Annotated in this window: 25 protein-coding genes; 13 read left to right on the plus strand and 12 right to left on the minus strand. The window is 41.7% G+C overall.

The genetic code is table 11. The features are described from left to right. Positions 1–14: 14 nt before the first annotated feature. The 3 genes from GTU69_RS14020 to GTU69_RS14030 are packed head-to-tail and all read right to left on the minus strand — an operon-like array spanning position 15 to position 2,932. Positions 15–1,469: an NAD(P)(+) transhydrogenase (Re/Si-specific) subunit beta gene (locus tag GTU69_RS14020; protein WP_086195868.1), complete on the minus strand. Its 1,455-nt coding sequence runs from the start codon at positions 1,467–1,469 to the stop codon at positions 15–17. 3 nt (positions 1,470–1,472) lie between these two features. Beyond that, positions 1,473–1,793, minus strand: a complete 321-nt coding sequence (locus GTU69_RS14025) for a proton-translocating transhydrogenase family protein (protein WP_086195869.1) — start codon at positions 1,791–1,793, stop codon at positions 1,473–1,475. Between the two features lie 11 nt (positions 1,794–1,804). Further along, positions 1,805–2,932, minus strand: coding sequence for a Re/Si-specific NAD(P)(+) transhydrogenase subunit alpha (locus GTU69_RS14030; RefSeq protein WP_166171395.1), 1,128 nt, complete (start codon positions 2,930–2,932; stop codon positions 1,805–1,807). A 973-nt stretch (positions 2,933–3,905) separates the two neighbouring features. On the opposite strand from GTU69_RS14030, the gene GTU69_RS14035 reads away from it, so the two are divergent. Together GTU69_RS14035 and GTU69_RS14040 are read left to right on the plus strand one after the other, a co-directional pair. Then, on the plus strand, positions 3,906–4,832 hold the full coding sequence (locus GTU69_RS14035; protein WP_166171397.1) for a DMT family transporter: 927 nt from the start codon (positions 3,906–3,908) through the stop codon (positions 4,830–4,832). A gap of 189 nt (positions 4,833–5,021) precedes the next feature. Further along, entirely contained in the window at positions 5,022–6,218 is a 1,197-nt protein-coding gene (locus GTU69_RS14040) for an MFS transporter (protein WP_166171399.1), read from the plus strand. A 52-nt stretch (positions 6,219–6,270) separates the two neighbouring features. Here the strand turns inward: GTU69_RS14040 and GTU69_RS14045 are convergent, their stop codons facing one another. Then, entirely contained in the window at positions 6,271–6,915 is a 645-nt protein-coding gene (locus GTU69_RS14045) for a HEPN domain-containing protein (RefSeq protein WP_166171401.1), read from the minus strand. Between the two features lie 187 nt (positions 6,916–7,102). Between GTU69_RS14045 and dusA the strand changes: the two genes are divergently transcribed. Then, complete coding sequence (gene dusA / locus GTU69_RS14050) at positions 7,103–8,122, plus strand: tRNA dihydrouridine(20/20a) synthase DusA (RefSeq protein ID WP_166171403.1); 1,020 nt, start codon at positions 7,103–7,105, stop codon at positions 8,120–8,122. 184 nt (positions 8,123–8,306) lie between these two features. Here dusA and GTU69_RS14055 read toward each other — a convergent pair whose 3' ends face one another. Both GTU69_RS14055 and coaBC read right to left on the minus strand, forming a co-directional pair. Beyond that, positions 8,307–8,684 (minus strand): cytochrome b562, encoded by a 378-nt coding sequence (locus tag GTU69_RS14055; protein ID WP_166171405.1) that lies wholly within the window; start codon positions 8,682–8,684, stop codon positions 8,307–8,309. A gap of 155 nt (positions 8,685–8,839) precedes the next feature. After that, a complete protein-coding gene (gene coaBC / locus GTU69_RS14060) occupies positions 8,840–10,105 on the minus strand; it encodes a bifunctional phosphopantothenoylcysteine decarboxylase/phosphopantothenate--cysteine ligase CoaBC (RefSeq protein ID WP_166171407.1) in 1,266 nt (421 codons plus the stop codon). A 112-nt stretch (positions 10,106–10,217) separates the two neighbouring features. On the opposite strand from coaBC, the gene radC reads away from it, so the two are divergent. Then, on the plus strand, positions 10,218–10,901 hold the full coding sequence (radC, locus tag GTU69_RS14065; protein ID WP_166171409.1) for a DNA repair protein RadC: 684 nt from the start codon (positions 10,218–10,220) through the stop codon (positions 10,899–10,901). A gap of 82 nt (positions 10,902–10,983) precedes the next feature. Further along, entirely contained in the window at positions 10,984–11,895 is a 912-nt protein-coding gene (locus GTU69_RS14070; RefSeq protein WP_086195896.1) for a bestrophin family protein, read from the plus strand. Between the two features lie 94 nt (positions 11,896–11,989). On the opposite strand, the gene GTU69_RS14075 is transcribed toward GTU69_RS14070, so the two are convergent. Next, positions 11,990–12,841: a PHP domain-containing protein gene (locus GTU69_RS14075; protein WP_166171411.1), complete on the minus strand. Its 852-nt coding sequence runs from the start codon at positions 12,839–12,841 to the stop codon at positions 11,990–11,992. Positions 12,842–12,886: 45 nt separating this feature from the next. On the opposite strand from GTU69_RS14075, the gene GTU69_RS14080 reads away from it, so the two are divergent. The 4 genes from GTU69_RS14080 to mnmC are packed head-to-tail and all read left to right on the plus strand — an operon-like array spanning position 12,887 to position 16,308. Further along, positions 12,887–13,501 (plus strand): septation protein IspZ, encoded by a 615-nt coding sequence (locus tag GTU69_RS14080; protein ID WP_166171413.1) that lies wholly within the window; start codon positions 12,887–12,889, stop codon positions 13,499–13,501. Positions 13,502–13,527: 26 nt separating this feature from the next. After that, positions 13,528–13,830, plus strand: a complete 303-nt coding sequence (locus GTU69_RS14085; protein ID WP_166171415.1) for a YciI family protein — start codon at positions 13,528–13,530, stop codon at positions 13,828–13,830. A gap of 4 nt (positions 13,831–13,834) precedes the next feature. Beyond that, positions 13,835–14,353, plus strand: coding sequence for a hypothetical protein (locus GTU69_RS14090; RefSeq protein WP_166171417.1), 519 nt, complete (start codon positions 13,835–13,837; stop codon positions 14,351–14,353). 56 nt (positions 14,354–14,409) lie between these two features. Continuing rightward, on the plus strand, positions 14,410–16,308 hold the full coding sequence (mnmC, locus tag GTU69_RS14095) for an FAD-dependent 5-carboxymethylaminomethyl-2-thiouridine(34) oxidoreductase MnmC (protein WP_166171419.1): 1,899 nt from the start codon (positions 14,410–14,412) through the stop codon (positions 16,306–16,308). 162 nt (positions 16,309–16,470) lie between these two features. Here the strand turns inward: mnmC and GTU69_RS14100 are convergent, their stop codons facing one another. Beyond that, entirely contained in the window at positions 16,471–16,785 is a 315-nt protein-coding gene (locus tag GTU69_RS14100) for a rhodanese-like domain-containing protein (protein WP_166171421.1), read from the minus strand. Positions 16,786–16,877: 92 nt separating this feature from the next. Here GTU69_RS14100 and GTU69_RS14105 point away from each other — a divergent pair, with 92 nt between their 5' ends. Both GTU69_RS14105 and GTU69_RS14110 read left to right on the plus strand, forming a co-directional pair. Then, a complete protein-coding gene (locus GTU69_RS14105) occupies positions 16,878–17,366 on the plus strand; it encodes a YajQ family cyclic di-GMP-binding protein (protein WP_166171424.1) in 489 nt (162 codons plus the stop codon). Positions 17,367–17,398: 32 nt separating this feature from the next. Further along, positions 17,399–17,899, plus strand: coding sequence for a DUF4442 domain-containing protein (locus GTU69_RS14110; RefSeq protein ID WP_166171426.1), 501 nt, complete (start codon positions 17,399–17,401; stop codon positions 17,897–17,899). Positions 17,900–17,984: 85 nt separating this feature from the next. On the opposite strand, the gene GTU69_RS14115 is transcribed toward GTU69_RS14110, so the two are convergent. Genes GTU69_RS14115 through GTU69_RS14125 form a run of 3 tightly spaced genes read right to left on the minus strand, consistent with a single transcriptional unit; the run spans position 17,985 to position 19,746 of the window. Continuing rightward, entirely contained in the window at positions 17,985–18,410 is a 426-nt protein-coding gene (locus GTU69_RS14115) for an acyl-CoA thioesterase (protein ID WP_086195905.1), read from the minus strand. A gap of 1 nt (position 18,411) precedes the next feature. Continuing rightward, positions 18,412–18,849, minus strand: coding sequence for a thioredoxin TrxC (trxC, locus tag GTU69_RS14120; protein ID WP_086195906.1), 438 nt, complete (start codon positions 18,847–18,849; stop codon positions 18,412–18,414). Then, positions 18,850–19,746, minus strand: a complete 897-nt coding sequence (locus tag GTU69_RS14125) for an alpha/beta fold hydrolase (protein WP_166171428.1) — start codon at positions 19,744–19,746, stop codon at positions 18,850–18,852. It lies immediately after the preceding gene. A 124-nt stretch (positions 19,747–19,870) separates the two neighbouring features. On the opposite strand from GTU69_RS14125, the gene GTU69_RS14130 reads away from it, so the two are divergent. Then, positions 19,871–20,206 (plus strand): TIGR01244 family sulfur transferase, encoded by a 336-nt coding sequence (locus tag GTU69_RS14130; RefSeq protein WP_166171430.1) that lies wholly within the window; start codon positions 19,871–19,873, stop codon positions 20,204–20,206. Between the two features lie 549 nt (positions 20,207–20,755). Here the strand turns inward: GTU69_RS14130 and GTU69_RS14135 are convergent. Further along, positions 20,756–22,735: an Ig-like domain-containing protein gene (locus tag GTU69_RS14135; protein ID WP_166171432.1), complete on the minus strand. Its 1,980-nt coding sequence runs from the start codon at positions 22,733–22,735 to the stop codon at positions 20,756–20,758. A gap of 152 nt (positions 22,736–22,887) precedes the next feature. Here GTU69_RS14135 and GTU69_RS14140 point away from each other — a divergent pair, with 152 nt between their 5' ends. Then, entirely contained in the window at positions 22,888–24,267 is a 1,380-nt protein-coding gene (locus tag GTU69_RS14140; protein WP_166171434.1) for a dihydrolipoyl dehydrogenase, read from the plus strand. Positions 24,268–24,521: the final 254 nt, after the last annotated feature.

Genomic DNA, 24,521 nt, shown 5'->3' on the forward strand with positions numbered 1-24,521 from the left:
TTTGAAGCGTGGATTTAGTGACCGCCGCCGTTAATGGCTTTAGTCATGTCTTCTACGACTTTCTTGGCATCGCCGAAAATCATCATGGTTTTTTCATTATAGAACAAGTCGTTATCCAGACCCGCATAACCGGTTGCCATAGAACGCTTGATCACCATAATAGTACGTGCTTTATGTGCTTCCAGAATCGGCATGCCGTAAATTGGTGAACTTGGATCATCTTTCGCTGCAGGGTTAACGACGTCGTTTGCACCAATGACTAACACAACATCAGTTGCCGGGAAGTCCGAGTTGATTTCATCCATTTCCAGAATGTCTTCATACGCTACATCAGCTTCCGCAAGCAATACGTTCATGTGACCTGGCATACGACCTGCCACCGGGTGAATCGCAAAACGTACTTTCACGCCTTGTTCTTTCAGGATTTCACACAGTTCTTTCACGGCATTTTGCGCACGGCCTTGAGCCATACCATAACCTGGAACAATCACTACGCTATCTGCATTTGACATCAGGAAGCCTGCGTCATCTGCTGAACCAGAACGGTGGTTACGTTGAACTTGCTCACCTTTATCTGCTGATGCAACTGCTGCACCGCCCATCGCACCACCAAACAAGACATTGATGATTGAACGGTTCATGGCTTTACACATAATGTAAGACAGAATCGCACCTGAAGAACCCACCAGTGAACCCGCAACAATCAACATATTGTTTTCTAAAGTGAAACCAATACCTGCCGCAGCCCAGCCAGAGAATGAGTTCAACAGTGACACCACCACCGGCATATCGCCGCCACCGACCGGTGCAATCCATACCCAGCCAAATGCAAGTGCCAGAGCAGTCATTGCCCAGAAAGCCTGCATGTTACCTGTTGAGAAGAAGATGAAACCACAGCTTAACATCGCCAGGAAAATAATCGCCTGTAGCGGTTTAACCCAGCCACCCGAAATGGTTTTCGCCCATTTTTTCGCAGCCAGTTTACCGTAAGCAAATACTGAAGCGGTAAAGGTAATCGCACCAACGAAACAACCTACAAATAATTCAAAAAGATGAACTTTGCTCATGTGGGCATGTTCAACACCCGCAGCTGTTAACGCCGCTTCATTTTGTGCAAATAGTGCCGTTAACTGGTTGTTATGCAGAATCGCAGCAATAGCAATCAGCACTGCAGCCAAACCGACTAATGAGTGCATCAATGCAACGGTTTCCGGCATTTGCGTCATCGGAACGGTACGTGCACGAGCAATACCTACGATTGCACCTAACACCATTGCGCCGCCAATCATCCAGACCACAGGATGATCAGCAACAAAGAAGGTGGTGATCACGGCAATGGCCATTGCAATCATACCGTAACGGTTACCGGCAATTGCTGTTTTAGGACCAGACAAACCACGTAAAGTTAAGATAAAAAGAACGGCACCCACCAGGTAGAACCAATCCGCATAGTCTCGAATGAATTCCATGTTTTAGCCCTCTTTTTTCTTTTGCTTTGGCTTGAACATTTCAAGCATACGTGCAGTTACGGCGAAGCCACCAAAAATGTTGATACTTGCCAGAAATACTGCGACTGCACCCAAAATACTGACCACGTTGATGCTCTGGAATTGCACATTGGCTTCAACCAAACCCGGAATGCCAACCGTCTGCAACATCGCACCCACCACAATAATCGATGACAAGGCGTTGGTTACCGCCATCAATGGCGTATGTAATGCAGGTGTAACGCCCCAAACCACGTAGTAACCTACGAAAATGGCAAGGACGAAAATTGTAATCGTTTCAACCATGATGACTCTCCTTAACCACGCTTCAGCAGCACTTGACCGCCATGAGTTACTAGCAGGGCTTTTTGAATTTCTTCTTCCGGATTGATGGCAAATTTTTTCTCTGCATCAAAAAGGGTATCGAGGAAATTAAAGACATTACGTGCATACAGTGCTGAGGCTTCGGTCGCAACTGTAGATGGGATATTCGGAATACCCAAAATGGTCACGCCATTATCCGTCACGACATTTTCGCCGCACTTGGAACCTTCCACGTTACCGCCTGATTCAACCGCCATATCCAGAATGATTGAACCCGGTTTCATTTTGGCCACCGTTTCAGCACGAATTAAACGCGGTGCATCACGGCCGGGTAACAGTGCAGTGGTAATCACGATATCGGCATTAGAAACAGCTTTATCGACAATGGCCGCCTGGTCTTTGATATATTGCTCACCTGGCATCCAGCCATAACCATTTTTAGCAGCGTCCGCAGCTTTTTGCTTTTCTTCATCCGACATTGGTACGTCTAGCCATTTACCGCCAAGTGATTCGACCTGATCACGTGCAGTTGGACGTAAATCGGTGGCTTCAACCACAGCACCTAAACGTTTAGCAGTCGCAATGGCTTGCAGACCGGCAACCCCAACCCCCATGATGACCACACGGGCCGGTTTTACCGTACCCGCAGCCGTCATGAGCATTGGGAACATGCGTTGATATTCTGCTGCCGCCAAAAGTACCGATTTATAACCGGCCAAGTTGGCTTGAGAAGACAGCACGTCCATGTTTTGTGCACGGGACAACGTACGTGGTAAAAGTTCCAGTGCAAATGCAGAAACCTGCTTTGCTGCAAACTTATCAAGTTCAGTGTTGCGATACGGGTCAAACATTGCAATCACTGCGGTGTTTGCTGCAAGTTTTTGAATTTCATCACCTTGAGGGGCACGAACTTTCAAAATAATCTGACTGCCGGTATAGGCATCATCGGTAATTTTGGCGCCGACCTGTTCATAGGCACTGTCAATATAAGCAGCTTTTACCCCTGCTCTACGTTCAATGACTACAGTATGACCAGCACTGATCAACTTCTTTACTGTTTCTGGCGTTGCAGCCACACGATTTTCACCGACCACAGTTTCGGTTGGGATTCCAATCTGCATGAGCGTTCCTCAAGCTAATTTTTCTTCAGTAAACATCGCGGTGAGCAATGTTTCCCCCAGGATGCGTTTTTGTTGAATTTTTGGATTCTAATTGAACTTTTTTAAATTACTACCCAATATTTATTTAATAAATACCCATATTTTGAACTGATGATTCATAAAAATAATAGTTTCATATAGGATTCGTCGGTTTTACTTTAATTTTAGCTCGTCTTCATGACTTTAAATGCCAGCCTGAAAAAGCCATGAATCTTTATCTTGACCTTCCCGCTCACCATTTCCAGCCGGCTTGTCCCACAAAATTGATCTTTCTGACATTCTTCCTTTAATCAGAATTTAAATAAATACCCAGAAAGTTGCTTGATTTACTTATCGACTAATTAAATTTAAATAATTTTCTCCCCCTTTATTGGCCAGAATGACATCTTGAATGGACTTGTTCCCTTAAAAAATAAGTGATTGTCTATCTGGTTTTGCCTAAATCAAGTCTGGAGCTGCATATCAGAAAAAATGCTGATTTTGCTTATTTTTATGTTTTTTTGTTATTTAATGCTTATTCACCCTAAGTCTAAGGTAATTCAAAAAATTAATTAAAAAAAATTTTACAGCCATTTCGCTTGATGATGTTTTACGCTAAATTTGTCTCAATTCAACATTTTATGCACAAATTTAGTGCATAAATTTATTTTTGATACTCATCTTCTTGTTTTTATTACTTTTAAAAGAGTAGGCATAGCGATATAACGTTTCTAAACAAACGTGTTTGAATAAAATTTAGACAAAAACAAAACTCACTTTCCAGAGAAGCCAAGCCAGTTGTCATTAACCTCTAAAAAATAACTCCAAGCATCAATCATTCCTAATTGGAATTATAATTCGCATCTTTTGGCATTTAACCTCGGGGCTTAAAAACTTTATAATTCAACTTTGTCTCGATCTTTTTCGGATCAGAAGCCCTAATCAAGCAGGTAAAATGAAACCGACTCTAAGCCAAACACAATTAGGTTCATTATTTGCGATTGGTGCTGCTTTCCTGTTTAGTACCAAAGCCATTTTTATCAAGCAAACCTATGCCTTGTCGCCTTTGGTCGATGGCACGGTACTGATGGCTTTGCGTATGGCCAGTGCCTTACCGTTTTTTTTGCTGCTGTGCTGGTTCAACCGTCATCATAATAAAGAACTGGCAGCGAAAGACTGGGGTTTGTTGATTGTTGCAGGGCTCATGGGTTACTACTTTTCAAGCTGGCTGGATTTTGTTGGTCTGATGTATATCAGTGCCTCACTGGAACGGATTATTTTATTTCTCTATCCCACACTGACGGTTCTGGCTTCCAGTGCCATTTATAAGCAGAAACTTAGCCTGAAAAGCATGCTGGCCATCGCCTTAAGTTACGGCGGTACGGTCATTGTGATGCTACAGGAACAAAGCAACGTTGCACATGAAGGTCATTTCTGGCTTGGGGTCAGTCTGGTCTTTGCCAGTGCAGTATGTTTTGCCGGGTACTTATTGCTTACTCCACGACTGATTCAACGTTTTGGTTCCTGGAATTTTACCGGTTTGGCACTGAGTATTGCCTGTATCGGCACCCTAACCCATTACATGATTGCCATGCCGCAGCCTTTGCATTTATTCACCCAGCTACCTGTCAGTGTAATTGGGTACGGCATTGCCTTAGGCCTGCTGGTCACAGTTTTACCGACGGTACTGATGGCACAGAGTATTGTCCGCTTGGGTGCTGCACAGTCTGCCATGATTGCTTCAATTGGCCCGATTCTGACCATTATCTTGGCCACTATTTTTTTAGGTGAACATCTAAATGCCATTCAATGGCTAGGCTGTATGCTCAATATCATTGGCGTCATGATGATTACTCTTGCTAAAAAGAAATTCTCACATTAGTTTTTGCCTGGTCTGATTCAAGCCTGCCGCAAACTAAAAAAATACGGCTTTTAAAATAGCCACAGAACGCTGAATAGAGATTGCTTTCGCCCTATATTTGTACGTCCAGACTGATAGGGCTTGCTATACTCTGCATGTACATTGCAATACCGGCAAACTTTGCCTACCTGAAACAAAACAAGGATGGTTATGAAAACTTCTCTCGACATCAGCCAGGATAAATCTTTACTCTGGCTCATGGCCATAGCCTGTGGTCTGTGTGCGGGAGCCAACTATTATTGCCAGCCTTTAATCCATTCCATCCAGCAATATTTTCATGTTCCTGAATCACAAGTCGCCTTAACCGTGACGTTTGCCCAGGTATCCTATGCACTGGGTCTATTGTTTATTGTTCCAATGGGTGACATTGTCAATAAAACCAAATTTATTCCTTTACTGATGGTCATGACTGCCATTGGTTTATTTCTATGTGCTTTTGCCATCAACTTACCCATGCTTTGGCTGGGAACCATAATTACAGGGCTATTTTCAGTCGCAGCACAGGTCCTGATTCCCCTAGCCACCATGGCCGTCAAACCTGAAAAAACAGGTGAAGTGGTGGGCTTCCTGATGAGTGGACTTCTGGTCGGACTACTGCTATCCACTAGTCTTGCGGGTTTAATGTCCAACCTGTTCAACTGGAAACTGATCTATATGCTCAGTGCCATATTGATGCTGATGTTAGCCTTTCTCCTCAAAACCAAACTGCCCCACATCAGCATACTAAAAATGAGCTATACGCAAATTTTTAAATCCATGGCGATTTTACTGAAACAGGAACCGCGTTTAGGATTTCGTTCATTGATTGGTGGTTTTGTATTTGCTTCCATGAGTACCCTGTTTTCGACCATTGCCATTTTACTGACCTCATCCCCGTTTCATCTTTCCGATGTATTGGTGGGTGTTGTAACGCTGGCGGGAGTGTTTGGTGCATTGTCTACAACGAAAATTGGCAAAATTGCCGATCAGGGCCATACCCAGTCACTGACCTGGATCGGCCTGTTAACGCTGATTGTGAGCTGGTTTTTTCTTTATTTCGGTGGGCAGTCTTTGCTGAGTTATATGATTGGCTACGGCGTAATCAGTCTGGGGCTCACCATTGTGCACACCAGTAATCAAAATATTATTTTCCGTCTACGTCCAGATGCCAAATCGCGGATTAATTCTATTTATATGACTTCTTACTTTATTGGTGGAGCCTGTGGTTCTGCACTCGGAGTCTATGCATGGCATCATGGCGGCTGGAAGATGACCTGTATTGCAGGAGTGAGTCTGGTACTCTGCGCTGCTTTTTTTGCATTTCTGGATATGCGTTATCACGCTCGCAGCGTGCCTCTTTCAAAATAAAATTGCAAATGAAACAGTTTTTGATCTTGCTGTCTATTTCAAATCATTCACCTCAGGATACTTGCACCACGGGATAAAATGGCTGATTGAACTCTATATTTTCGACATTTTCCAATAAAATTTGGATAAAGCTCGGCACCAATACAGATAAAACACTCCAAGCATTGGCTAATTGTTTCCGGTTAATAGCACTATTGTAGGTCGCTCCGCCTCGACTTAACTGTTGATATAAAGTCGTCAAGCGACTAAACAGGGATACCAACAGGCTGACTGAATCATGGTTTTGCAAGATGTGCTGGAGCTGTTGCTGTTCTGTGGCAAAAGCTGAGCGCCATGTTGCCTCACTGATTTTCTGATTACGCCAGTCCCAAAAACTTTGATAAAGATATGGATTACTCAGGAGTAATCGAATGCTTGAATGCTTTTTTTCCCAGAGGATGTGAAATATTTTTTGATCAACATCTTTATGGCACATCGAGCTGAGGAAATGTCTTAAGGTGTACTGTTCCTGATCGGCAGCTTGCTCCTGTGTATACAATGCATTAAATGCCACCCATACCGTAATAAACTGTAGATCAAGATCATCATGAAGTATCAGGGCTTTTTTAAACCAGCTTAAACTGCGCTGGATACGTAAATTAAAAGGCTTAGAATGTTCATTTTTTTTACTCCTATATATTTCTTCTAGAACCAACATATTATTTTCCCTGTTGTGGTCATATCTCCAACATACTAAAAAGTTAAATTACATACAAATTCTAAGCTGACTGCACAGTTGATTTTAAGACTTTAATAAAGGCAATGATCGCTGCAAGCGACTGTCGATTTTTCATCAAACCCCGTATAATCCGCGCTTCGGTTTTTCATTATTTCAGGTTTATGCCATGACTGCTCTGCAATCTTTACAGCCTCGCATTTCGGTTGCGCCGATGATGGATTGGACCACACGTGACTACCGTTTTTTTGCCCGCCTGTTTAACCCAAATATTATTCTGTACACCGAAATGGTGACGACTGGTGCCATTCTATTTGGTGGTGCAGAACGTCATTTGGACTATAACAATGAAGAACATCCAATCGTGTTACAGCTTGGCGGTTCAAATCCAAAAGACTTGGCAACCTGTACTAAAATGGCTCAAGACTGGGGATATGATGAAGTCAACCTGAATGTGGGCTGCCCCAGTGACCGCGTACAAAACAACAAAATTGGCGCGTGCTTAATGGCAGAACCTGACCTGGTTGCTGAATGTATTGGCGAAATGCGTAATGCCGTGGATATTCCTGTCACTGTCAAACACCGTATTGGTATTGACGACATGCAGTCTTATGAAGAAATGCTGCATTTTGTCGATACTGTGGCAAAAACCGGTTGTGACAATTTCATCGTACATGCACGTATTGCCTTGCTTCAGGGCTTATCGCCGAAAGAAAACCGTGATGTTCCGCCTTTACGTTATGAAGATGTGTACCGTTTAAAACAAGACCGTCCAAATCTGCTGATTGAAATTAACGGTGGGGTCAAAACCTTTGCCGAAACCCAAGTGCATTTAAAACATGTCGATGGGGTGATGATTGGTCGTGAGGCTTATCACAATCCATATTTATTGGCTGAACTGGGACAATTATGGAACCTGGAAGCGCCTGACCGTTTTGATATTATGGCGCAAATGATGCCGTATATTGCTAAACGCATGCAGGAAGGTGCTCCACTTTCGATTATCACCCGTCATATTCTCGGGTTGTTCCAGAACTTGCCGGGTGCACGTAAATGGCGTCAGGCTTTAAGTGGCGGCAATGCCAAAACCCTAAAAGATGTAGAAACAGCCTTGATTAATATTCAGGAAGCCATGCAACGTACTGAAGAGTATGTCAGAGAAAATCAGGCACATCTAGCATCAAGTTGATTGCAACTATCCTCATAAAAAGTAATGCCAGCCTATTGCTGAATGGGCTGGCATTTTTTATTTAAATTATGCATAAGGCTTGCTGAAGCAAGATTTACACAGTTCATCTGACAATCACGAGATAAAACGATGTGCTTAATCTAACTTCACCCTTCCAAACCTTAAACGGTAAATGTACATTAAATTAGTGATGATTATAAACCGCATGTCCCTGATCTTTCACCAGAGCAATTTTTTTGCCTTCTACTTTGGCTTGGTCCAATTTACCACTTTGAACCAATAATCTGGTTTTTTCAATCTCCACCAGCAATTGACTGTATAAAGCATCTGAGCTTGGTGCTTTTGCATCATGAGCTTTTAACTTCACTTTTTTTGCATCTAAAGCAGCAGCCTTCATATTATCCAGTGCTTTCAGTGCATCTTTCTGATTATCAGCCTTGTTAAACATTTTAAAGTTTTTTCCAAGCGTCATCATATTTTGTTCAAGCGCACCGGCAAAACTCAGGCTACTGAACGACAAAGCGGCAGAAAACATCACTGTGGCTACAGTTTTTTTCATCATGTTGATGTCCTTGTAAAGATCCGTTTCAAAAAATAGGAAGCTTATTGTTACAGTTAAATTATTCTGAACATTTGCGCTTTAAGCATTAAACATAGTGTAGATGCCATAAAAAATGCAACGGAAAGGTTGCATTTTATTCAATGGCCTCGCTTTTTTTAAACAGGCTGCATTTTATGATGCAATGCATCATGAATCGCTTCCACCAACTGCTGGGCGATTTCCTGTTTCGATGCTTTTTCCAGATCACGCTGCTGCATTTGATACTGCTCAGCAAAGAACACAATCATGGCATTTTCATCAGAGGCAAAACCGATGTCAGGACGTGAAACATCATTACAGGCAATCATATCCAGTTTTTTCGCCACCAGCTTACCAGCTGCATATTCTTCAACATTGCGGGTTTCAGCAGCAAATCCCACCATAAATGGACGTTTTTGTTGCTGGGCAATGGTTGCCACAATATCCGGATTTTTAATTAAAGCCACATTCAGCTCATCACCAGCTTTCTTGATTTTATGCTCGGCAACTTCTGCCACGCGGTAATCCGCCACCGCAGCCGTGGCAATAAAGATGTCACAACCTTTATCCAACTGATCCATACTATGTTCCAGCATCTGCATTGCAGACTGTACATTAATACGGCGCACACCATTTGGGGTATCCAGACTGACCGGTCCTGCAATTAAAGTGACTTTAGCACCAGCTGCATAACAGGCCGCAGCAAGGGCAAAGCCCATCTTGCCGGTACTATGGTTAGAAATATAACGGACCGGATCAATCGCTTCACGTGTAGGTCCTGCTGTGATCACTACATGTTTACCGGCCAGCATGCCAAACTTTTCTGCAATCGCACGCTGCGCCTTGTGGAAGTATTCGGTGACTTGTCGCGCTAAATCTTCCGGTGCAGGCATACGTCCCAAACCGACATCGCCACAGGCCTGTGATCCGGCATCCGGCATAATCACATGCACGCCATCTTCGACCAGGGTATTTAAATTACGCTGTGTGGCTTTGGCTGCCCACATTTGCTGGTTCATTGCCGGGGCTACCCAAACCGGTGCTTTGGTTGCCAAATATAAAGTACTGAGTAAATCATCAGCCAAACCTGTCGCAAACTTTGCCAACGTGTCACAAGTTGCCGGGGCAACCAGCAGTAAGTCAGCCCAACGCGCCAATTCGATATGGCCCATGCCGGCTTCGGCTTCAGGATTGAGTAATTCAGTATGTACCGGATTTCCAGACAAGGCCTGGAATGTTAGCGGGGTAATAAAAGCTTGTGCCCCCTGCGTCATCACCACACGGACATTAAAGCCCGCATCTTTTAAACGACGGACCAAAATGGCACTTTTATATGCCGCAATACCACCAGTTACCGCTAAAACAATGTTTTTATTTGGAATCACACTCAAATCGAAGCTCACGAACAGGCTACCTTTCTGTTGCAGTGGCGCTCACAATAGCATTAAATAAAGACATCCCCAAGTCGGCAACTTGGTTAATAATCATTACTAATAACAAAAAAGTCTAAAAACAATGAATTTATCGATTAAACACTGGCCTGAACAGGAACGTCCACGTGAAAGGCTGATTCAACAAGGTGCTGCCAGTCTGTCAGATGCGGAACTGCTGGCCATCTTTTTACGCTCCGGTTCCAAGCAACATTCTGCCGTGGAACTATCCCGCCTGTTATTGCAACATTTTGGTGGGCTGAACTCTATTTTAGATGCCGAGCTTCAGGATTTAAGCCAGTTTCATGGTATCGGGATAAGCAAATATGCCCAACTGATTGCAGTGAAGGAATTGGGACGACGCTATATTTCCACCCATTTACAGCAGGAAAAAATAGAATTAAGCAATTCAAAAATACTCCTGGATTTTTTGAAATTCGAATTACTGGGTGAAATGCAGGAAGTTTTTGCGGTACTTTGCCTTGATGCGCATTTAAGAAAAATTAGCTTTAAAAAAATGTTCTACGGTTCGCTTAATTCGTGTGAAATTTCTACAAATCAATTGCTGCGCTATGCGATCCATCAACATGCCAGTAGCATCGTGATTGCACACAATCATCCTTTGGGAATAGCTCAGCCCTCCCATGCCGACATTGAGCTTACCCGGCGTATTCTAACGGCCTGTCAATTATTGGAAATCAAGCTGATTGACCATTGTATCGTGTCACCAAAAGGAACCTGCTCATTGGCTGAACTGGGGCTGATTTAAACGCAACAATTATGCTGACAAATATTGACAAAAGACCTGCTAACACTGAAGATCAACAAAAAATTTTGCTGATACTAATAACATGATTGTTCGTGATCAACCTAGTGTATTCAAGCTGCTCTTTTCCTGGCGCGGAACCATCCTGCCCAAGGTTTTGCCGCCTTTAGGTGTGGTCATGCTGATCTCCTCAGTGATTGGCGGTCTGTCCTATATTGGTTACTTTCATTTTCCGGAACTTCCACTGGTAGGCTTTACCTTAATTGGGGTGGTGCTCTCGATTTTTCTCGGCTTTAAAAACACCGCCTGTTATGACCGCTGGTGGGAGGCCCGTAAACTTTGGGGTATGTTGATTGCCAATGCCCGGCATTTTGACCGTGATTGTCGCATGCTCAGCCAAGGACGTCGTGAACGCATTATTCAGCACGTGATTGTGTTTGCCAATGTACTGCGTGACCGTTTGCGTCACCAGACAGCTAATCCTAAGGCACTAGTAGAAACCAGCGGCATGAGCCAACAGGCTATAACCCAGCTTTACCAGCAGGCCAATGCACCGCAATACACCTTGAGCCTGATTCAATGGGAATTAATGCAGGCGCTGAAAGAAGGTGAAATTTCCGACATTATTTATACTCAAATGAACCAGCATGTGGCTGAATTGAGTCGGGTTCAAACTGGTTGTGACCGTATTGCCACCACCCCTTTGCCTTTTGCCTATTCGGTGCTGCTGAATCGTACCGTGTACTTTTTCTGTTTTATGCTACCGTTTAGCCTGGGTTCAACCTTGGGTTTGGCGACGCCTTTAATGGTCGGTATTTTGGCTTATACTTTTCTAGGTCTGGATGCTTTAAGTTCAGAAATCGAAGAACCGTTTGGTACTCAAAGCAATGATCTGCCCTTAGATTCATTGGTACGCACCATCGAAATTGAATTATTGAGCACCTTAGGTAAGCCGACCCCGCCACCTATTCAGGCACAAGATAATAATCTGCTTTAATTTATGACCTCTCTCTAGCCCTCTTCTTATAGGAGAGGGAACTCCTTTTCCCTTTGGGATGAGGAATATTGTTCTGTAAGGGAATGAGGAATAACTAAACAAAACTCTCCCAAACCCCTACCTGTCCTTCCTTAACGCGCGGAATATTGCCCAGCTTGATCCACGGCATATTGTCACCATGAAAATCACTGCCCACAGATACCTTAAGCCCAAACTGTTCAATCATCCGATCGACCATCTGACGGGTTGAAGCCGGCTCAATGGCAGGTGGAAGCTCCACGGCATCACCACCAAACTGGGCAAAAATTTCAATCAGATAACGGATATTAGTTGCTGATAAATCATATTTTGTCGGATGCGCCAGCACGGCGAAACCCTGACTCTCATGAATCACCTGAATGGTTTCTTCTAAGCCTAGGCCATCAAATTTCACATAGGCCTTTTTGCCTTCTTTAATATATTTATCAAAGGCCTGTTGGGCTCGATTCACATAACCTTTTTCTACCAGGGTTTTAGCAATATGCGTTCGGGTAATCCGGTCTGCAACACCCTCCACTTTGGCAATCACATCGGCATAAATATCCTCACCAATCAGCGGAACTAGCAAATCACAAATCTGTTTGGCACGAATTGCACGAATCTGTTTTTGCTGCTCCAGTAAGGCAAGTAACGGTTCTGGATTTTGCATATTCAATGCAACCACATGTACAGCATAGTTTTTTTTCGTTGCCGGACGTGACCATTGGCTGGAAATTTCCACACCGGAAATAATCTTCAATGGTAAATCCTGTGCAATATTTTCAGCTAATTTTAAGCCATCCATGCTATCGTGGTCAGTCAGCGCAAGGGTATGAATGCCTTTTTCCACGGCTGCATGCACAAGTTGTTCTGGAGACAAAGTTCCATCAGAAATATTACTATGTGTATGTAAATCTACGCCTTGCATCACTTATACTATGTCATTTATTTGATCAGATTTAGATACTCTAACATGAAAGCACTTTTAGACTTTGTGCCACTCATTATTTTCTTTTATTTATATAAAACTGTTGATCCAAAAGATACCGAGCATCCGCTATTACATTTGATCGGCTCAGCGGGAGGTATTGATAATAATAATATTTTGGTGGCTACCGCAGGTCTGATCATCTCAATGCTGGCGGTGTATGGCATCTTATTTGTCAGCCAGAAATTCCGCCTGGATAAACAGCAATGGATTGTGCTGTTTATGACGGTCATTTTTGGTGGTATCACCTTAATGCTGAGCGATGATTTTTATATCCGTTTAAAAGCCGCTCTTTTAAATATCGTTTTTGCGGGTGCCTTCCTGCTTTCACCTTATTTTACCAAAGATAAGAAACCTCTGATTCAGCGTTTATTTGGTCCCATCTTTAATTTAACCGCCCAAGGCTGGAAAAATTTAAACTTTGCCTGGGCTGGCATGTTCGCATTCATGTCGTTCTTGCATGTTTTCTTCGCATTTTTATTTGCTGGCGGAAAATATTGGGGCGAATTTACCGCATTTGGTGACATGATTGTGATGTTTTCATTTATCATTGTTCAGTTTATTGTCTTGCGCAAATATTTTAAGTCGCCTGAAGCATAATTCAGGTCAACTGATCGAGAAAGAATATGCCTTTATTCGTCGTAACCTGTACCGATAACGAGGGTACAGTCGAAAAACGTCTAGCTACACGTCCAAAGCATTTGGAACGTCTGCAAAAATTAAATGATGAGGGTCGTTTAATTGTGGCAGGTGCCATGCCTAAAGATCCCGGCAATCCACAGGCAGGTTTTTATGGCAGCACGATTATTGTTGACTTTGAAAACCGAGAATCCCTAGATGCATGGCTACAAGATGAACCTTTCTTAAAAGAAGGCGTCTATGCTCATATTGATGTGAAACCTTTTAATAAAGCTTTCCCTCAAGGATAAAATCATGCGTGTTGTAGTTTCAAGCTTATTGGGTTTCTCTTTAATCTGTTCAACAGCTTGGGCGGTGGAATCTGCTCCTGCTCCGACACCTGCTGTAGCCCCTGCTGCTCAAGCAACGACTGCAACACCTCCACCACAAACCACCCCACAAACTTTAGCTGCAAATAAGCCGGGTACTGTTCCTGCTACCAAGCTGGATGCCAATGGTTTACCCTTGGAGGCTAAACCTCTGACTGCAGAACAAATTGCCAAGAATAAAGCAGTGCAAGATGCCAAAGTGAAGGCATTAGTTAAAGATCAGGCCACGCGTTTACAGCAACTGGAAAAAGCCAATTTAGATGCCTTGTCACAAAACCAGGAACTGCAATTGAAAAACGACAGTTTGGGCGTTCAGGTGCAGGTGTTGCAAAGCGAACGTAGTGCCCAGATGTTTTTATACGGCGCAGCGACGATTGCCGTCGGCGTGTTGTTGGGCTTCCTGATTGCCAGTTATGTCTATACCAAACGTCGTCGTCAGTGGTGATGACGATGTTTACTGCTTCATTTAGTTTTACAGCTTGATTTAAAGGTTATTTAGGTTTGTCTCATCCTATTCAAACTGCCGATCTGGATTGGCAACACGTCGATGGCATTGAGGTTCCCGTTTCCAAACAGTTTGGCGATGTCTATTTCTCTAAAGATAATGGCCTGCTTGAAACACGGCATGTGTTTTTAAACGGCAACGATTTATCGGCCCGCCTGGCAAAGCTGAATGATTTTGAATATTTCTGTGTTGGTGAAACCGGTTTCGGTACTGGCTTAAATATTCTGGCCTTATGGCAGCTTTGGCAACAGATTCGTCCGGACAATCATAGCCATCTGCATGCCATTTCTGTAGAAAAGTTTCCCTTATCCAAAGATGATCTGATTCGTGCCTTAAATGCATGGCCTGAACTAAAACCTTTAGCTGATCAACTGATTGCACAGTACCCAATGCCGATAGCAGGCTGTCATCGTTTATCCTTTCCAGATGAGCGTTTTAGCCTGGATTTATGGCTAGGCGATGCCCATGATATTTTTCCCGTGATGGAAAAAACAGCAGTAGTCAACGCATGGTTTTTAGATGGCTTTGCTCCTTCCTGCAATCCGGATATGTGGGAAGAAAACGTTCTCAACAACATCGTGCGTTTATCAGATTTCGGCAGCACTTTTGCTTCATTCAGTGTGGCTGGTGTACTGAAACGTGGTCTGAAAAATCATGGCATTTCAATTTCCCGTCCGCGCGGTTTTGGACATAAACGGGAAATGCTTAAAGCCATCTGGAATGCGCCTGAAGATCAGGTTGAATCTTGCAATGATTTAAATTCCACTGAAAAACAAACTGAACTAAGCACTGCGATTTTTAAACAGCGCCAGATTGCGATTATTGGCGCAGGAATCGCAGGTTTAAGCTGTGCCTGGGCATTTGCTCAGCGTGGCCATCAAGTGACAATCTATGACCAAATAGCACCTCTTTCTGGTGGGTCTGGCAATCCTTTGGCCTTGCTCAATCCGAAACTATGTCCGATTGAACAAAGTTCAGATCATTTAATGACTTTAGCCTGGCAGCATGCATTAAATCATTATGTGAAATTTAAAGCCTTCCGTCCGATGCAGGTCAGCCAGTTAGCACTGAAAAATCCTGAAATCTTATTAGGTTTGGCCGATGAATATCCGGCAGGGATTGTTGCGATACAAGCAGCCGATCAACAAGAGATTGAAACTGATTTTCCGAGCCTAAACTTACTCGAAGCAGGTGCTGTTTCACCGCATCAACTGCGTGATGAAATTTTGGCAGATGCTCAGATTGATTATCAGCAATCCAAAATCACGAGCATCCAACAACATGACAAAGTTAAACTCTTTACCGAAGAAAATTTATTAGGTGAGTTTGATCATGTAATTGTGTGTACTGCACGTGAAACAGCACAATTCTTTGAAAATTTCCCAATACTCAAACCGATTCGTGGACAAGTCAGTTGGGTAAACAATAAAAATCATCCCCTTAGCCAAGACACGGCATACAGCTACGGTGGTTACTGTATGCAGCTCGACGATGAGCATTTAATCCTCGGCGCATCCTTCTATCCAAACCGGGATGATGCTGAAATTCTGTTGGAAGATCATGTACATAACTACGATCTTATCCACAGTGTATTTCCAACTTATGCACAATCATTAAACGATGTGCATACTTGGCAAGGTCGTGCTTCAGTACGTGCACAGAGTCAGGACTATTTTCCTCTACTCGGCAAAATGAAAGCGAATGAGGAAATTTATAGCTTTGCTGGCCTAGGTTCGAAAGGCTTTTTATTTGCGCCACTGTGCAGTGAAATGTTAGCAGCGCAAATCTTAGGGGAAGCCTGCCCTGTGCCTGCAAACTTGGTCAAAAAATTGAACGCGACACGGTTTCAGAAGAAAGTAAAAGCCAAGAAACCATATTTTAAGCCTCAGGTCTAATCCTCCAGCCTTTAAAAAAGGGGGGCATTCCCTTCTGCTAAGCAGATTCTAAAGCACTACTTTTAAAATTCTGTACAAGTAAGGGTTAGGGAGAGCATTCTTTTATTCAATCATTGCCAATAAAAAAGCGCCTTTCGGCGCTTCTTTTTTTGCAGCTGCAAATTATGCACCCTGCTCCAGTGCTAAGCCAGCATCGCGTGCTGCACGCGTACCACCCATTAACACCACATATTCACGTGAGCTATCCAAGCTTTCCAACTTTTCAGCCGCACGTGGCGCTTTACTGCCACCACCGCATAAAATGTAAATAGGCTGATCCGACTCCACCTGAGTTAAGCTGTCTGCACTTAAGCCATTAATGGGCTGGTTAACAGCACCTTTCACATGACCTTCAGCAAAGGCTTTTGTATCACGAACATCCCAGATAATTGCATTTTCTGGGAACTCAAATGTTGTAATTTCTTGTTTACGGATCATTGCGCACTCCTTTGATGTAAAACAACACTTGGCAAATGAAGAAAACATCCCTAGCATCTCAGATATTCTTTCCCTTTGTAAAGGTCTAAACCATGCCTTCTTTCGATATTGTATCTGAATTAGAAATTTTTGAAGTAAATCATGCTGTTCAAAACACGCAAAAAGAGATTGCAACCCGTTTTGACTTCCGCGGACAAGACGTTTCTATTGAACTGAATGAAAAAAACAAGGAAATCAAGATTTCGACTGAAAGTGATTTCCAATGTGAACAAGTCTACAGCATGCTGGAAAATCATTTCTTCAAACGTAAAGTGGATATTCAGGCGCTTGATCCGCAAAAAATGACCGCTTCTGGCAAAAACGTGATTCAGGTAATCAAGCTTAAAGATGGTCTTGACTCTGATACCGCAAAAAAAATTAATAAAGCCATTAAAGAAAGTGGCGTGAAAGTGCAATCATCTATTCAAGGCGACAAAATTCGTGTGACGGATAAAAAACGCGATACCTTGCAACAAGTGATGGCATTTTTAAAAGAACAACAATTTGGTGTGCCTTTGCAGTTTAACAACTTTAAAGACTAAGGCATTGCTGCCATAACACGTCGAGGACTTCCATGACACCGACCAATCGCTTATCGAAACTGGTAAAAGCTACTGCTAAATTACCTAAAGCTATCCGCAATAGACTGTGGAGCAAAGTGTTTGGTCGGGTCGTGCCGATGGTGGGTAGTGCGCAAATCCACTACCTTGAAGTCAGCCACAGCAAAGTAGTGGTCAAGATTGAAAACCACCGTGCCATGCAAAACCATATTGGTCAGGTTCATGCCTGTGCCATGGCACTGATTGCGGAAACTGCCACAGGTTTTGTCACCGGCATGAATGTTCCGGACTCCTGCATTGTATTAATCAAAAGCTTAAAAGTTGATTTTAAACGTCCAACCCAAGGTGCAATGATTGCCACCGCAACCTTAACGGATGAGCAGCAGAAATTAATGCAAAACACTGAAAAAGGTGAAACGCTGGTTAAAGTTCAGGTAACGGATGAATCTGGTGAAGAACCGATTCAATGTGAAATGCTGTGGGCATGGATTGCCAAATCCCAATTAAAAAAATAGCTTGTATCTCATAAGCTTCAGTTAAAACGACCAAATTTAGGCAATAAAAAAACCCAATCTTGATTGGGTTTTTTTACGGTTGGAATTATTTATCTTGCTGGGAAGCTAAATATTTTTGTTTGACCTCATCCGGAATCTGACGCTTGGCCCCTTTTACATCCACAGCGACAAAAGTAAATACGCCTTCGGTTACACGAGTAGGTTCACGGGAACTGTCATGACTGTCCCATACTTCAATTTGCATTTGAATTGAGGTATTACCCACTTTTAAAATTTTGGTATAACAACTAATCACATCACCGACTTTGACTGGAACCAAAAAAGTCATCTGATTAATTGAAATGGTTGCACAGCGTCCTTTACTAAAACGCTCTGCATGAATTGCACCTGCCAAGTCCATTTGTGAAACGATCCACCCACCAAAGACATCACCACTCCAGTTGGTATCTGCCGGCATTGCAATTGTTTGAAGGGAAAGCGTTCCTTCCGGTTTTACATGAGTATCTGACACGTTAACTCCCAGTATTGGCATTTAAATGTTGATCCAGCCACTGTTGTAGCTCTGTAGATCGTAGCGCGCCGCTTATTCTACCAATTTCATTAGTTTTATTCATCAAAACCAATGTAGGAATACTACGCACATTAAATGCACCACTGAGTCGAGGTGATTCTTCGGTATTGATTTTAGCAAAAATCACTCGCGGATTTTGTTTTGCCACTTGTTCAAAATGAGGTGCCATCATCTTGCAAGGACCGCACCATTCCGCCCACAAGTCAATCAGCACAGGCAGTTCACTATGGGTAATAAAGTTGCTGAAATTGTGCTCATTCAACTCTATTGGAGCCAGAGGAATAAGCGCATGTTGACACTGACCACAGTTTGGATGTGCTTCCAGTTTATCTTCGGGTACTCGGTTTCTGGCACCACATGCAGGACATACAATAATCATTTAGCTCACTCCAATATGTTGGTGTAAAAATTCTAATTGAGTTGATATGGCTTTTTCAAACCATTGACCATGATAGATATCAAAGTGTTGCATATCCCATTCATGGTATTGTACATAAGGTGCGATATTGGTCGCTGTTTCACGGCTAGATTCAATTGGAATCTGGCTATCCTGCTTAGAGGCAATAAATAAAACGGGTACACTGATTTTACGCACATACTGAATAGGACGATAACGGATCAGGTTGAAAAAGACTCGTGCAGGAATCTCACCACTCCAATAATAATCAGGATGAACAATAGATAGATATCCCTCATAACTATCTGCTGTAGGCATAAAGCATAAACCCTTTTTGCTCACAACGGGCAATGTCTTCGGAGACATTCCTACCTTCGCACCCATATAGTCCTGACTGGATATTTTCAGGGCTGTCGGCAATTGTTGTAAAGGATAAAGCTTGGCACTTTCTGTACCATCGACAAATGGCACTTGCACCATTATTGCCTGAACATTTTTTAATTGTGCCGCCAAATCTAGAACATAACCACCGCTTAAAGACGTTCCCCAAAGTACAATGCGCCTGGAATCAATCGATTTTCGCTCTATCACATGGGCAATCATGGTGCGCCAATCTTCTAACTGGGATTGAATCGAGACCAGCTCACGTGGACGGCCGGTGCTTCCGCCCCAATAACGATAATCAAACAGTACTACGGCATAACCAGCTTCGGCAAAACGCTTGGCATATTGCACCAGTTTAAATTGACGTAAAGCAGCCAAACCATGCGCCATAATGATGACAGCAGGTTTATGTTCAGTTTTGGGACGATAAAAATCCGCAGCAATGACCTCGTGCCCACTATTTACATAGAGTGGTTCAACCGTATAGGAATGCATACGCGCTCCGGTGCGTTATTTTATGATTGTAATCGCTTATAAAAATTTCAACAGATTAAGCTCTGGTTTCAGCTTAATGCTATCATAAAGCATATATCTATTGAGCACATTATGGAGTGACAAAATGAGCGAAAATGTCGGCTTTGCGGGTCAAATTAGCCCAGAACAGGTAACGCAAATTGTTGAAAAAGGGTTTAAATCAATTATCAACAATCGTCCAGATATGGAAGGTGGCCCAGAGCAACCTACCAGCGTGCAAATTGAAGAAGCTGCACGCAATGCAGGTTTAGACTACGTGTTCCAACCCGTAGTTGCAGGTCAGATTACTGAAGTTGATGTGCGTACATTTGCCAATCACTTTAATGAGCTGCCAAAACCGGTATTGATGTTCTGCCGTACTGGCAATCGCTCAAATAACTTATACCAGCTGGCAAAACAGATGGATTTATTGGATGATTAAGCACGTTACTGATCGTGCTTTTTTAATTTCATTTTGACCTTTAATATTCAGTTATTCATATAAATTATTGATTCAATCTGTAATTTAAGCTTTTCTGTCCGTATTAAAGGTCAAATGACAACCGATAAATTTAAATTATTTTAAAATTTTAAGTCTACCATCACTTACCTCGTTCTAATTAGTGACGAGGCTATTTAGCTTAATTCAATCCACTCAGACATATTACTGAACAATAGCTTAGCAGTGTTATTCCCCCAGTACTGATAGTAAAATTTTTAAAACATACATCGTTAAATTTTTAAAATATGATAATCAACTTCTAAAACTGATATTAGTGACAGGTTAAAGTAGCCATGCTCTTCCCTATTATTTAATAAAGTAAAAATTAGGATTATGTTTAATGAATAAAATTATTGTTCTACTGCTTATTTCATGTGTCATTGGGGGATGTAGCTCAATGAATGTTCGGCCTACGGTTGGGGTGAGTGTAGGCACTTCTATTTAATATACTTTAAATAAAAACAGCGCCGAAGCGCTGTTTTTTTATTCTTATTTAATAATATATTCTTTCTTATTAATCTGACCATTAGGTGCGGTAACTGTCAAAATTAGACTATCATTCGTATCACAATCTTTTAAGCGATAATTGTAGTTGACTTGTGGACTATTAATAAAACTAGTTGGGCTTAACATATTAAACACGGATGCTACTGTCGAATTACCACTCCATAATGTAGCATTGCAGGATTTACTATTATCTTTGGTATTATCTTCCGCTACTACACTTACAGTCGTCCCAGATGGCATTGGTACTGATTGTGCACTATTACCAAATAACTTAAATGAAAAAGAAGACTTATCAATAATACTTTCATTAGATACTGTTGGTGTATCTAAACTGAATGCAAAGATTAATTGTTGACGAATAACTGCTTCTAGACCAGTATCACATGTACCCGCAATATTTGGCTGAACCAATGTACTCGGCGCACAAGTATTACCTATTGCACCACGTTTATAAAGAAATTCCCCTAAAGCTGCCTCAAAAATATTGTTCTCATTATCATCACGGAAGAAATCACCAATATTACTAGTAAGTACATCTATTCCAGCTGTATAACGATTATCAGAGTCTTTATCGATATAGGCTTTATCACCTTCTACAAACGCCAGTACAGTTACACGATTATCTATTGGCCGTGGATTTTGTGTTTGTAATACAACAGAACATTCACCATTAGAAGTAGCACAATTAGGAGTAATGCTACCCCCTTCTGAAATAAAACTCACAACAGTTCCATCTGGAACCTTATTACCTACCCGATCTCGTAAACGTGCAACAATTGTGGCTTTATCACCATCAACATCCCACTGTAATGCATTCTTGTCAACTGAGAGGCTCAAACCATTTTGAGTTACACGACCTGTTGCTACAGAAACATCTTTTGTTAATGCATAAATTGAGGTATCAGATAGCAAAGTTGCTTTAATTTCAACTGGACCTGGAATACTTCCTGGATAAATATTAACAACAAGTTTTCCTGATGAGTTGGTTTTAAGAATAGCACTACTACGATTATTAAGATTTACAAAGCTTAAATCTGAAGGTGCATTAATAATTTCTACACGCACATCTTGATCAGGAGCAGGTACTTTATCTGAATAAACAGTAAATTCAATCTGTCCAGATGAAGCTGAACCACTATTTAGCGCTCCTAATTTGACTTCACCAGAGCTATATACTAATGAATTTGCTTTTGCAGCATTAACCGTTAAATTCAAAGATCCACTAGTTACACCATTATTGGTTTTTGCATAAACAGTCACAGGTCCACTACAAAGTTTACCACCAGCATCAATAGCATTATAAGTAGTGATAACGTTACCTTGATTAGCTGATAAAACAGATGCTGAATCAAAAGTACCACAGGTAGCTGAGAAATCTACTTTTACATTATTTTGAACAGTATTTGTATCAGGATCTTTTGTAATTAAACTGATATTTGTTGAACTACCTGCATCAATGATGCTTGAGGAAGCTTTTAACTCCTCAAATATTGTTTGAATTGGTGCAATTGAAAAATATGTATCGCTTGTTTGAGCCGTTTTTCCATTAAATTCAGCACTTGCAGAAATTTTATAACTTCCTGTAAGTGTTTCATCTTTGGGTTTCACAGATATATTTGCCATCCCATCAGCATTACTAATTACTGCACCATTAGCCGTTCCAAAAATTAGATTGTCACTGGTAAAAGTAACTAATGCACCACTGATAGGTTTTCCATTTTCATCAGTAACTTTAATGGCAGCCATAGCACCTGCACTTGTTACAATATTTGTTTTAATATTATTAGTATCAAATAACTCTACATTAGTTATGTTAAGAGCAGATAATTGTGGTTGCTGAATACCATTTGAACTGGAATTATTGCTAGAACTATCTCCATAATACCCCCCCCCACCGCCACAACTTGCAAGTAAAACAGCCAAAGCAACAGCAGATAATTTTAAACTAATATTGTTAGTCATTGATAAACCCCGAAACCCTCACAAATATGAGATTGTTATTAATTCATTATTGCTCGATATGTAATCATAGTTAGTGCTTTATGTAAACAAAAGCATTGGAAATGTTTTAGTATGGTAGCCTAGAAAATATAAAAAATGAGGGCAATATCACAATGTATGACCTGATTATTATCGGTGCAGGCACAGCCGGAATTGCTGCTTATAAAGAAGCCGTTAAATACACCCAAGACATTCTTATTGTTAATGATGGAACATGGGATACAACCTGTGCTCGTGTCGGCTGTATGCCAAGTAAAGTTCTTATTTCTGCTGCTAACCGTATGCATGATATCCAAACTGCGGAGAAAGTAGGTCTATCTATCACCTCAAAAATTGATACATCTCAAATCATGCAACATGTGCGAATGCTTAGAGATCATTTTACAAATGCAATACTCAAAGATGTAAATAGCTGGACAACAAAACATAAAATATCAGGACAGGCACAGTTCATTAATCAAAATACAATTACTGTGAATGGTCAGAAATATCAGGCTAAAAGTTTTATAGTTGCAGTAGGCTCTACCCCAACCTTTGATCCTCAATGGAAAGAACAGCTCGGTGACCAACTCATCACTTCAGACCAGATTTTTGAACTAGAAAAATTACCGCAGTCTTTGGCAGTCATCGGTAGTGGAGTCATCGCTATCGAACTTGCACAAGCCATGCAAAGATTAGGGGTCAAGACCACTGTTTTTGCACGTAGCCGTAAAGTTGGCTCCCTAAGCAGCCCAGCTTTGCAGAAATTAGTGCAAGATGAAATCAGTAAAAATTTAAATATTAAATTCGAAACATTACCGACTACAGTCCAGCTTAATACGCAAGGAGTTACAATTAACTTCAATGAAAATAATCAAGTTCAACAACTTGATGTGGAATATCTCCTAGTTGCAACAGGCCGAAAAAGTTATTTAGATACTCTACTATTAAATAATATCGATCACTCATATACTGATCCTAGAACACTTCCTGTTAACGATAAAACCAAACAGCTTGGAGATTACCCCATTTTCATTGTCGGTGATGCACATAGCAACACCCCTATTCAACATGAAGCAGCACATGAGGGACGTCAAGCTGTACATAACTGTTTAAACTATCCTGAAATTAAAAACTTAAAGACACTTACACCTTTAGCAATCGTATTTAGCGCACCAGAAATGGCAACCGTAGGGCAAAGTTTCAAACAACTCAGCGATGCAAAAATTGAATTTATTACAGGTATGGTTTCTTATGAAAAACAAGGCCGTGCTTTAGCACTCGCTAAAAACAGTGGTGCGATCGAAGTGTATATTCATCAATCTTCACGCAAGATATTAGGGGCAGAATTATTTGTAGAAGCTGCAGAACATATAGCTCATTTACTGGCATGGATGATTTCTGAGAATTTAACTGTGGATGAAATTTTAGATAAGCCATTCTATCATCCAACTATAGAAGAAGGACTAAGAAGCGCTTTAAAACATGCTCGAAGACAATTAAGGCGATTATAAAAGTTTAATATTCAGTAAATACCTTTAATAATTTTTTGATAAGACTATCAATCGATCCTGCTTACAATTCACTGCAAAAAGCTTTAGGCTTTTTGCAGCATTAATATTACCTAAATCAATCCCTCACATAAAAAAGCCCCTGCTTTATGCAGGGGCTTTTTAGGAATAATGAGCTGGCGATGACTTACTCTCACATGGGTAATCCCACACTACCATCAGCGCTAAGAGGTTTCACTTCTGAGTTCGGGAAGGGA

The organism is Acinetobacter sp. SA01 (assembly GCF_011319235.1).
Lineage (GTDB): Bacteria > Pseudomonadota > Gammaproteobacteria > Pseudomonadales > Moraxellaceae > Acinetobacter.